Source organism: Brevundimonas sp. CURTG3B2_SDJG (assembly GCF_057364705.1).
Genome location: NZ_JBNFOJ010000104.1, coordinates 1 through 9,659, shown reverse-complemented (window position 1 = coordinate 9,659; position 9,659 = coordinate 1). Strand labels below are relative to the sequence as shown.

The following is a 9,659-nucleotide window of genomic DNA, read 5'->3' as shown; positions in this document are numbered from 1 at the left end:
CGGGCTCGGGGCGCCGGGCGCAGCCGGCGTGCCGCCGCTTTGGCTGGCCTTCGGGGTCGCGGGCCTGACGATGTTGCTGCTGTTCATGGCCCTGGGCGCCAGCCTGGTGGACCAGCGCCAGGCCCTGCTGCTGGCCCTGCGGGCGGCCGCATGGGCTATTGGGAGATGGACGTGCCCCGCCGGCGGCTCAGCCTGTCCGAGCAGGGCCGCATGCTGCTGGGCTTCGCCCCCGACGCCCCCTTCGATCAGTCCCAGGTCGCCGGCCTGCTGACGCCGGCGAGCGCCGCCTATCGGGCCGTGAACCTGGAACGGGCGATCGCCGAAGGGGCGGACTACGAAGCCGACTACGAACTTCTGGACGGCCGCTGGCTGGAGATCCGCGGCCGCATGCTGCTGGACAACGCAGGCCGCTCGCATCGCCTGGTCGGCACCATCCAGGACGTCACCACCCACCGCGCCGCCTACCAGGCCCTGGCCCGCAGCGAGGCCCGCCAGCGCGTCCTGATCAACGAGCTGAACCACCGCGTGAAGAACACCCTGGCCACGGTCCTGTCGATCGCCTCTCTGACCGCGCGCAAGGCCGAGGACGTCGAGAGTTTCGCCAAGGCCTTCCAGGCGCGCCTGCTGTCCCTTTCGGCCACCCACAACCTGCTGACCGCCGAGGGCTGGCGCCGGGCCGAGCTGCGCGAGATCTTCCGCGCCGAATTCGGCCACTACAACGACGACCAGGTCGTTCTTGACGGCCCCGACCTGTGGCTGGGCGCGCAGGACGTCCTGAACCTGGGCCTGATCGTCCATGAGCTGGCCACCAACGCGGCCAAGTACGGAGCCCTGAGCCGGCCCGAGGGGCGCGTCCGGGTGTCCTGGCGCGCCGAGGGCGACGACCTGCACATCGGCTGGGCCGAGCAGGGGGGCCCGCCGGTGGCCGCGCCGACGCGCACCGGCTTCGGATCAAGGCTGATCTCGTCCAGCGCCGCCGGCTCCGATTTCCGCTACGCGCCCGAGGGGTTCGAGGCCGACATCCGGCTCAGGCTGGCCCGGGACGTGGACATGCTGCCGCTGTAGGCGGTTCAGCCCCGTCCGCGGTAGGTCGGCACGCCCTGGTCGGGCAGCCACAGGCCCTCGGGCGCCGGCCCGGTCTGCCAGAAAACGTCGATGGGGATGCCGCCGCGCGGATACCAGTAGCCGCCGATGCGCAGCCATTTCGGCTCCAGCAGATCGGCCAGCCTGCGGCCGATGGCGACGGTGCAGTCCTCGTGGAAGGCGCCGTGGTTGCGGAAGCTGGTCAGATACAGCTTCAGCGACTTGGACTCGACCAGCCAGGGCCCGGGCGCATAGTCGATGACGATGTGGGCGAAGTCCGGCTGGCCCGTGACCGGGCACAGGCTGGTGAACTCCGGCGCGGTGAAGCGGGCCAGGTACAGCGCATCCGCGTGCGGATTGGGCACCCGCTCCAGCACCGCGGTCTCGGGGCTGGTCGGGGCGGCGGTCTGTTGGCCCAGCTGGTGCAGGCCGGAGGTGTCGGTGGTCATGGCCCTGATCTAGCGGTTAGCCGGTCACGCCGCCAGCGGCGCCACGCCCCGGAACGGCTCGTCCAGGCTGGGCTGCGGCTGGGTGAACCACTTCGGCCCGGCCTCGGTCATATGGAAATGGTCCTCCAGCCGGATGCCGAACCGGCCCGGCACCACGATCATCGGCTCGTTGGAGAAGCACATGCCCACGTCCAGCGCCGTTCGGTCGCCGCGCACCAGGTTCGGCGCCTCGTGGATGTCCAGCCCGATCCCGTGACCGGTGCGGTGCGGCGTCCCTGGCAATTCGTAGTCCGGCCCCAGCCCTTCGGCTTTAAGGAAGACCCGCACGGCGGCGTCCACCGCCTCGCAGGGCTCGCCCAGCCGCGCCGCCTCGAAGGCCGCCGCCTGGGCGCCGTGCTCCAGGTCCCAGATGCGCCGCACCTCCGGATCGGGCTCGCCGAACACATAGGTCCGAGTGATGTCGGCGTTGTAGCCGTCCAGCGCGCAGCCGGTGTCGATCAGGACCACGTCGCCCTCCTTCAGCGCCGGATCGCCCTCCCCGCCATGCGGCAGGGCGGTGTCGGCGCCGAACGACACGATGCAGAAGGTGTTGCCGCCGTCCGCGCCCAGGGCGCGATGCTGGGCGTCGATGAAGGCGACCACCTCGGACGCCCGCACCCCGGCCTGAAGGCTTTCGTGCGCCCGGCGATGCGCCTCCAGCGTCAGCGCCTTGGCCCGGGTCATCAGGGCGATCTCGGCGGCGGACTTGCGTGACCGCAGGGCGGTGGTGAGCGGCCCCGCGCTGGTCAGCCGGTCCGCGCCCAGGACCTCGGCCAGGCCCAGCCAGGCGAACACCGGCGCCTTTTCGTCGACGGCCAGCCGCCCCGTCGGTCCGACCGCGTCGGCCACCAGCGCATACGGGCTTTCATGCTCTTCCCAGGTCAGAAACTCGCCGGGAACACCCACGACGCCGGACACCTTGTCCAGCTCGAACCGGGGGCAGATGTAGGTGAGCGGCTTGCCGGGACGGACCAGGGCTCCGATCAGCCGCTCGGATCGATACCAGGACAGGCCGGTGAAGTAGCGAAGGCTGCTGGTCGCATCCAGCAGGAGGGCGGCGACCCCTTGCGCCTCCATCGCCGCCTCCAGCCGCCGAAGCCGGTCCCGGCGTTCCTGGAGCGAGATCGGCGGCGGGTTCATCGGGGCGGCTCCGAGCGCGTGGCGGGACGCCGTGAGTAGCCTGTCCCGCCGCGCCTCGCCAGCCGGTCCGCCTATCCGAGATGCAGGGCGGGCATCGCCAGCATCCACACCGCCATCGCCACCATCATGACGTTCTCGGTCAGGGACACGAAGCCCAGCGGCACCTTGCTGGACCCACCGACGCAGGCGCATTTCAGCTCGCGCTTGTCGACGTAGACGGCCTTGAACACCGAGATCGCCCCGATGCCCCCGATGAACAGCGCCACCGGCGCGGACAACCAGGTCAGGGCCCCCGCCACCATCAGCGCCCCTGCCCCGAACTCGGCGAACGGGTAGATGTAGCCGTAGGGCACCCACCGCTTGGCCAGCAGGTCGTAGTTCAGGAACATGCTGGAGAAGGACTCGACGTCCTGCAGCTTCAGCATCGCCAGCACGACCATGCTCATGCCGATGAACCACTCCGCCGCCCGGAGGGTGAAGGGCGAACCGGAGGTGGCGTAGCTGACCGCCATCGCCAGCGCCGCCGTCGCCGCGAAGACCGCCATCACGGGGACGTAGCTGGTCTTGTCCGGGTCGCGGACGCCCAGGCCGAAGAACCGGCGCAGGTCGTCGTAGCCGCCGATGCGCTTTCCGTCGATGAAGGTCTGGGGTGTGGTCTTCACCCCGTGCTCGGCCTTGAAGGCGTCCGTCGCCTCGCGCGTCTCCAGCCAGCGGTCATCGACCTGATAGCCCTTGGAGCGGAGCAGATGCCGCGCCTTCAGCCCGTAGGGACAGGTGTGGCTGGGCATGACCATCCGGTACAGGACGGCGGTCTTCTTCGAACTTGAATTCATCATGGGCTCCTTGCGTTCAAACGCGTCGGGCCCCTTATGGCTTCCGTACCATGGTACGGAGTCAAGCGATGAGATCGGCGACCATCGGCGGCCTGGCCGCGCGGCGGCGTGGGGGTCGAGACGATCCGCTACTACCAGCGGCGCGGCCTGCTGCCCGTTCCCGACGGCGGCGACGGCGTGCGCCGCTACGCCGAGGACGACCTGCGCCGCCTGCGCTTCATCCGCGCCTCGCAGGCGGCGGGGTTCACGCTGGAACAGATCGGCGAACTGCTGGCGCTGGACGCCACCGACGACCGCCCCCGCGCTCGCGAACTGGCCCGCGAGCGCATCGCCGCGCTGGACGCCCGCATCGCCGAGCTCCAATCCGCCCGTGACGCCCTGTCCCGCCTGGCCGTCGCCTGCGGCCACGGCTCGGCGGGGCCCTGCCCGATCCTGACGGCGTTCGAGGAGGCGTGAGGGCGGGTTGCGGCGCCTGGCGTCCCAAGGCATGAGGGAGGCGGGATGTGCCGGGGGACATGAAGACATGGGTGCACGTTTTGGAAGGCGGAGAGCCTGGTGCGCACTTTCAGCTGCGGGTCTGGCGCTAATCGCGGCCGGTCCCGCGCCAGCGCAGCAGGCCGAGCGCAAGCCCAAGCCCGGCGCGACCCAGACGCCGCCGCCGGTCATGACGCGCCGACGCCTTGCAGAAACGACCCGACGGCTACACCCGTCGTCGTCGCCATTCCGGGCGTACGGCCGCCGCCCCCGGTGAACCGCTGGCTCATCACCAACCCGTCCTGGGTGCAACCGCCCCAACCCGAATACCCGGCGACGGCGTTCGCCAACGGCGTCGCCGAAGGCCGAGTCACCCTCCGGTGCCTGGCGCTTCCGAACGGGGTGCTCTCGGGCTGCGAGGTCATCGAGGAAACGCCCGCGGGTCAGGGCTTCGCGGCCTCCGTCATCGCCGCGGCGAACCAAGCGCGCATGTGGCCCTGGGCCGTGGACGGCTTCGCCGAGGGCGCCAGGGTGCAGTTCACCACCCGCTTCGTCGCGCCGCCGCCCGTTGAGCCCACACCGGCGCCCTAGGGCGCCACGCTCGCCGCTACGGGAAGCCGTGTCTGTCTGGTTCGGTCCGCCCCGCGCTTTTCCCCATTTGCTTTCCCCCGGGACAGCCCGCTATCCGTAGCGAAAGACAACTCGGGGACATCGCCATGGCCATTCCGGCTTCGCTGCAAAAGGGACTGACGCTGCCGGTGATCGCGGCGCCCATGTTCCTGGTCTCCGGGCCGGACATCGTGGTCGAAGCCTGCAACGCCGGGGTCATCGGCACCTTCCCGTCGCTGAACCAGCGCACCACCGAGGGCTATCGGGAGTGGCTGCACGACATCAAAGGCCGGTTGAAGCCCGACGCCGCGCCGTTCGGCGTCAACCACATCATCCATCCGACCAATAGCCGCCTGATGGCCGACATGATGGTCTCGGTCGAGGAGAAGGTGCCGCTGATCATCACCTCGCTGGGGGCCGTCCGCGACGTGGTCGACGCCGTCCACGGCTACGGCGGCGTGGTCTTCCACGACATCGCCAACGTGCGTCACGCCCGAAAGGCCGCCCAGGCCGGGGTCGACGGCCTGATCCTGGTGGCCAACGGCGCCGGCGGCCACGCCGGCGTGGTCAATCCCTTCGCCCTGGTCGAGGAGGTGCGGTCCTTCTTCGACGGGACCATCATCCTGTCGGGCTGCCTCTCCACCGGCTCCGACGTCGCCGCCGCCCTGATGATGGGCGCCGACTTCGCCTACATGGGCACCCGCTTCATCGCCACGACCGAAAGTCAGGCCCAGACCCACTACAAAGACATGATCGTCCAGTCCGGCTCGGCCGACATCACCTACACCCCGGCGGTCTCGGGCATCCCGGCCAACTTCCTGACCCCGTCGCTGGTCGAGAACGGCATCGATCCGAAGTCCCTGCCCGAGCACAAGCTGGACATGGGCGAGGAGGCCAAGGCCTGGAAGACCGTCTGGTCCGCCGGCCAGGGCGCGGGCGCCATCCACGACATCCTGCCCACGGCCCAGCTTGTTGATCGGCTCAAGGACGAGTTTTCGCGAGCTTGTGACAAATTCGACAAGAAGCGGCTCTAGACAGCGCCTCGTTTCAACGAGGCCGACCGATGCTCCGCACCCTGACGACCGCCGCCCTCGCGGCGACCGCCCTGCTCGCCTGCGCCTCGGCCGCCTCGGCCCAGGACCGCGATCCCTGGTCCTTCTCGTTCGGCGCGACGACCGACAATCGCTCCAAGGACGCCTCCAAGTCCGACGGCGAGGCCTCGGTCTGGGGCGAGGCCCAGTGGGAAAGCGCCAGCGGCCTGTTCTACGCCGGCCCGGCCTTCGAGACGATCAAGGCCTCGACCGGCTCGGACCTGGAGGTCTCGCTCAACGTCGGCATGCGTCCTGAGATCGCGGGCTTCGACCTGGACCTCAACGCCGAGCACAAGTGGCAGGTCGACGCCAATCCGGGCACGGACGATGACGCCTGGGAGTTCACCGCCGACGTCAAGCGCTCTATCGGCCCCGCCAGCGCCCGCGTCCGCCTGCAGCATTCGCCGGACGGCACGGGTTCGACCGAGGCCTGGACCTGGGTCGCCGGCCGCGTGGGCTGGGACTTCACCGACAAGCTCACCGGAACCGCCGAGATCGGCCGGCGGGAGCAGGACAACAGCGTCGACTACACCGGCTGGAACGTCGGCTTCACCTACGCCCTGACCCGCAACATCGAAGGCGAGCTGCGCTATCACGCCACCGACGCCGACGTTCCGGGCGAGCAGTATGCCGACGCCCTGGTCGCGGGGATCAGCTTCGCCTTCTGAGGCCCGGCCGTTCGCGAGGCCGCCGGGGATCGGCTGGGCGTTCCAGGCGTTGATGGGACGTGCCCCCGTTTTCATCGACAAGCTCGCTCCGCCCCACCACCATCGAACGCGCCTATGAGCTCGCCCGCAGCGGCGCCTGCCGCACCGTGGGCGACTTGAAGCAGAGGCTCTCCGCCGAAGGCTACGAGCGCGTCCAGGACGCCCTCTACGGGCCCGCCCTGACCGCCGCCCTGCGCAAGCTGTGCCAGGAGCACTACGTCGCTCCGGCCGAAGACGACGTGGCGCCTTGAACGGCATCCGCCTTGCTTTCGCCCCGTCGGCGGTTCAAAAGACGTGACGTCGATCTCTCTGCGAAACGCCACCCTCTGCTCGCACTGAGGTCTAGCCGCTCCCATTCAGACCCGACAGGCCTCCAGGGGCTCTTCCCTGCGGCCAACGCCAAACGGAGGTCTAAAATGGCTACCGGCACTGTGAAATGGTTCAACTCCACCAAGGGCTACGGCTTCATCCAGCCCGACGACGGCGGCAAGGACGTCTTCGTGCACATCTCGGCCGTCGAGGCCGCCGGCCTGCGCGGCCTGGATGAAAACCAGAAGGTCTCCTACGAACTCGAGCGCGACCGTCGCTCGGGCAAGGAATCGGCTGGTCAGCTGAAGGCTGAAGGCTGATCCCCAGCGCCGGTCTCCGGCGCCAGGACTTCGACGCGGCGAGGGCGAGAGCCTTCGCCGCCGTTTTCGTTGGACCGGTCCGGTCTTCAGCGCTCCGCGTCCCGCAGGGCCGCGCGCGTCGCCGGGTGTCTGATCTCCGCCAGCGGAAGGGCGGTCGCCGCGGTGTTTCGGGCCGGGTTGGCGGCATAGACGACGAACACCTGGTTCAGCCGCGCCGATTCCAGACCGCTCGGCGTGCAGCTGACGTACAGGTCCCGGAACTCGAACGAAGGCGGCAACGCCTCTTGTCCCTTAAGGGCCAGCAACGGCCTCAGCGTGACCCGGATGTGATCGTCCAGCGAGGGCGGCGGAGGCACTTCTCCGGGGCCCGCCTGTTCCGGCGGATCTTCAGATCGAACGTCGGTCACGGCCGCGGTGAAGACCTGCTCGGCTCCCGACCACAGCTGTTCCTGAACTTCCCCGTCCCTCGCCGCCCGCTCCTGGGCGGTCATGGGCAGAGGCGTCAGGCAGGCGGACGCGACGCCGGGAGCCGCCAGGGCCAATCCCAGGCCCAGGCCCAAGCTCAGCGTCGTCGCGCGGGTGAACAGTTTGGATCGCGGCATGGCGTCAGTTTCCGGGCTGATAGGGAAAACGGGGTGCGGGTTGGAGCCAGCCCAGCCGGGCCATGGCCCGGATGGCCTCCGGATCGCGGACCTCGCCGTAGATCTGGGTCCAGATATCGTCGGCCGAGGCGGCGAGGCGGTCGTCGCATAGACGATGAATCTCTGATCCGCCCCTCCGTAGCTCTCTTCAATGTCCAGGAAGTCGCGGCCGCAGCGCCGGTCCGTCGCGTTGAATCGTAGCGACAGCGTCGCTGGAAGCGCCTCGCCCTTCAGCACGACCAGCGGCGCCAGCTTCAGGTTCTCCTGAGTGGACCCGTCCGGGCCGTCCCGCGTCAGGTCCCATTCCACGACCTCGGCCAGGTAGACCAGGGGCGAGGCCGCCCAGGCGTCCGTTTGGCGCTCGGTGATGACGGCGATGCGCTCTTCGGGGGATGGAAGCGCTTCCAGTCGGCAGGCCGAGGCGGCGGTCGGCGTCAGCGACGCCGCCGACAGGATGAGGCTCAGGACAAGGATCGAGCGCTTCATCGTGGGTCCTTCGCCGTGATCTCGCCCGCAGCTTCCCGCGCGGCTCGACCCGCACCAACTGTCCGGACCTGACGGCGGCCGGCGTCAGTTCCCGCGTCGCGCCTGGCGGGCCGCCGCCTCCCAGGCCGACCGGGTCGCCCGGTCTTGAAGGTCCTCGACCCGGACCGTGTCGATCCGCCCCCGCAGCGGCGGCATGTCGGGACGCGCATAGACGATGTAGCGCGACCCCAGTCCGGTCTGGACCGTATGGTCCCGCCACAGCGGCGGCGTGCACATCACCTCGTCCAACGGCCTGAAGCTCAACTCCACAGGCTCCGTCGCCTCCGGCCCCTTCAGCGTCAGTAATGGCGTCAAGCGAACCCGCGTGGTGGGCCGTTCGACCTCGGAGGAGCCCGAGGGAGACACGTCCGTCGTGGCCGGGTCCGGCGACCAGCTCGTCGCCACCTCCGTCGCTTCCGCCAGATAGACCTGGGTCGCGTTGTTCCAATATCCAGCGTGATACCGCCGGACCTGTTCCGCCTGCTGTTCCGGCGTGTCGATCGACGGCAGGCAGGCCCGGGCCTCGCCGCTGGCGAACAGGCCCAGCGCCAGCGCGGCGGCGGCGAAGCAAGCGGCCTTGTGCGTGATCATCGGCCTTCCCTTCCCCTCGCCGCACGCAGCGCCCGCCGCGTGGCCGGGTCGCCCAGCATGCGCGCCGACACGACCAGCGTCCGGCTCTGGGCCGTCGGCGGAACGGTGAAGGCGTAGACGACGAACTCGTCCCCGACCGCGGCGCCGTCCGCGACGTTCAGGCCGTGATAGAGCAGGCATTCGCCCCGCGACGGGACCGGCGGCATGGCGATCACCGGCGGCGCGGCCTCGCCCTTCAGAACCAGAACCGGCGTCAGCTCGAAATGTTCGTAGCCGCGCCCCGTCCCGGTCACCCGCGCCAGATACACCAGCGGCGCTTCCGCCCATGCCTGGCCCTCGATCTCGGCGTCGGCGGCCCGCACCTCGGCCGGCAGGGGATGGCTCACCGCGCAGGCCGAGGCGGCGAAAGGTGTGCCGACGGACACGCCCGCGACGATGGCGACGATGGCGAAAATTCTCTTCCAATCAGACATGACGTCCATCTTCTCCATCTATCCGGTCAAGGGCGTTCGGTTCCGGCCGCTCGCGCCGCGGCCACCGCCTCGCGTGTGGCGGGGTCGCCCAGGTCGGCCGCCCGCGCGAAGAAGGTCGAGGCGCCGGTCGCCGTCTCGGGGAAGGCGTAGACGACGTATTCGTCGCCCACCGCCATCTCGGGCCCGACGAATCGGCGACACAGGGACCGGCTCATGGGCATGCTCACCGCCGCGGGCAGGGTCTCTCCCTTCATCAGCAGAGACGGAGCCAGTCGCGCGGCCGGCCGCGGCCTCGAGCTCGGTCACCCGGGCCAGATAGACCACCGGTGCGGACCGCCAGAGGTCGCCCTCGAAGCGGGCGGCCTGGGCGCGGTC

15 protein-coding genes are annotated in these 9,659 nt (G+C 69.9%); 8 read left to right on the top strand and 7 right to left on the bottom strand.

Annotated features, from left to right (window positions below; translation table 11 throughout):
- Together AC2W7C_RS08785 and AC2W7C_RS08780 are read left to right on the top strand one after the other, a co-directional pair.
- The coding region (locus AC2W7C_RS08785) for a hypothetical protein (RefSeq protein ID WP_486001093.1) at positions 1 to 271 on the top strand (271 nt) is incomplete at its 5' end.
- The gene (locus AC2W7C_RS08780) at positions 172 to 1,065 is read left to right on the top strand and encodes a sensor histidine kinase (RefSeq protein WP_486001092.1); all 894 of its coding nucleotides are present in this window, start codon (positions 172 to 174) and stop codon (positions 1,063 to 1,065) included. The genes AC2W7C_RS08785 and AC2W7C_RS08780, both read left to right, overlap by 100 nt.
- A gap of 5 nt (positions 1,066 to 1,070) precedes the next feature.
- On the opposite strand, the gene queF is transcribed toward AC2W7C_RS08780, so the two are convergent.
- The 3 genes from queF to AC2W7C_RS08765 form a co-directional block, all read right to left on the bottom strand.
- Entirely contained in the window at positions 1,071 to 1,532 is a 462-nt protein-coding gene (gene queF / locus AC2W7C_RS08775) for a preQ(1) synthase (protein WP_486001091.1), read from the bottom strand.
- A gap of 24 nt (positions 1,533 to 1,556) precedes the next feature.
- Positions 1,557 to 2,711, bottom strand: coding sequence for a M24 family metallopeptidase (locus AC2W7C_RS08770; protein WP_486001090.1), 1,155 nt, complete (start codon positions 2,709 to 2,711; stop codon positions 1,557 to 1,559).
- Between the two features lie 71 nt (positions 2,712 to 2,782).
- Positions 2,783 to 3,547 (bottom strand): MauE/DoxX family redox-associated membrane protein, encoded by a 765-nt coding sequence (locus AC2W7C_RS08765; protein WP_486001089.1) that lies wholly within the window; start codon positions 3,545 to 3,547, stop codon positions 2,783 to 2,785.
- 105 nt (positions 3,548 to 3,652) lie between these two features.
- On the opposite strand from AC2W7C_RS08765, the gene AC2W7C_RS08760 reads away from it, so the two are divergent.
- The 6 genes from AC2W7C_RS08760 to AC2W7C_RS08735 all read left to right on the top strand — a co-directional run bounded on the left by AC2W7C_RS08760 (position 3,653) and on the right by AC2W7C_RS08735 (position 7,054).
- Positions 3,653 to 4,000, top strand: coding sequence for a MerR family DNA-binding protein (locus tag AC2W7C_RS08760; RefSeq protein ID WP_486001088.1), 348 nt, complete (start codon positions 3,653 to 3,655; stop codon positions 3,998 to 4,000).
- Between the two features lie 291 nt (positions 4,001 to 4,291).
- Positions 4,292 to 4,609 carry a TonB family protein gene (locus AC2W7C_RS08755; RefSeq protein WP_486001087.1) on the top strand — a complete coding sequence of 106 codons (318 nt, stop codon included), beginning with the start codon at positions 4,292 to 4,294 and terminating at the stop codon, positions 4,607 to 4,609.
- A 125-nt stretch (positions 4,610 to 4,734) separates the two neighbouring features.
- Complete coding sequence (locus AC2W7C_RS08750) at positions 4,735 to 5,661, top strand: NAD(P)H-dependent flavin oxidoreductase (RefSeq protein ID WP_486001086.1); 927 nt, start codon at positions 4,735 to 4,737, stop codon at positions 5,659 to 5,661.
- A gap of 29 nt (positions 5,662 to 5,690) precedes the next feature.
- Complete coding sequence (locus AC2W7C_RS08745) at positions 5,691 to 6,386, top strand: TorF family putative porin (RefSeq protein ID WP_486001085.1); 696 nt, start codon at positions 5,691 to 5,693, stop codon at positions 6,384 to 6,386.
- Positions 6,387 to 6,445: 59 nt separating this feature from the next.
- Positions 6,446 to 6,676 carry a hypothetical protein gene (locus tag AC2W7C_RS08740; RefSeq protein WP_486001084.1) on the top strand — a complete coding sequence of 77 codons (231 nt, stop codon included), beginning with the start codon at positions 6,446 to 6,448 and terminating at the stop codon, positions 6,674 to 6,676.
- A gap of 165 nt (positions 6,677 to 6,841) precedes the next feature.
- Complete coding sequence (locus AC2W7C_RS08735) at positions 6,842 to 7,054, top strand: cold-shock protein (protein ID WP_486001083.1); 213 nt, start codon at positions 6,842 to 6,844, stop codon at positions 7,052 to 7,054.
- Between the two features lie 86 nt (positions 7,055 to 7,140).
- Here AC2W7C_RS08735 and AC2W7C_RS08730 read toward each other — a convergent pair whose 3' ends face one another.
- The 4 genes from AC2W7C_RS08730 to AC2W7C_RS08715 all read right to left on the bottom strand — a co-directional run bounded on the left by AC2W7C_RS08730 (position 7,141) and on the right by AC2W7C_RS08715 (position 9,499).
- On the bottom strand, positions 7,141 to 8,181 hold the full coding sequence (locus AC2W7C_RS08730) for a hypothetical protein (protein ID WP_486001082.1): 1,041 nt from the start codon (positions 8,179 to 8,181) through the stop codon (positions 7,141 to 7,143).
- An 84-nt stretch (positions 8,182 to 8,265) separates the two neighbouring features.
- Positions 8,266 to 8,811 carry a hypothetical protein gene (locus AC2W7C_RS08725; RefSeq protein WP_486001081.1) on the bottom strand — a complete coding sequence of 182 codons (546 nt, stop codon included), beginning with the start codon at positions 8,809 to 8,811 and terminating at the stop codon, positions 8,266 to 8,268.
- Positions 8,808 to 9,284 carry a hypothetical protein gene (locus tag AC2W7C_RS08720; RefSeq protein ID WP_486001080.1) on the bottom strand — a complete coding sequence of 159 codons (477 nt, stop codon included), beginning with the start codon at positions 9,282 to 9,284 and terminating at the stop codon, positions 8,808 to 8,810. Before AC2W7C_RS08720 ends, AC2W7C_RS08725 begins: the two co-directional genes overlap by 4 nt.
- Before the next feature lie 26 nt (positions 9,285 to 9,310).
- On the bottom strand, positions 9,311 to 9,499 hold the full coding sequence (locus AC2W7C_RS08715; RefSeq protein WP_486001079.1) for a hypothetical protein: 189 nt from the start codon (positions 9,497 to 9,499) through the stop codon (positions 9,311 to 9,313).
- Positions 9,500 to 9,659 lie beyond the last annotated feature (160 nt).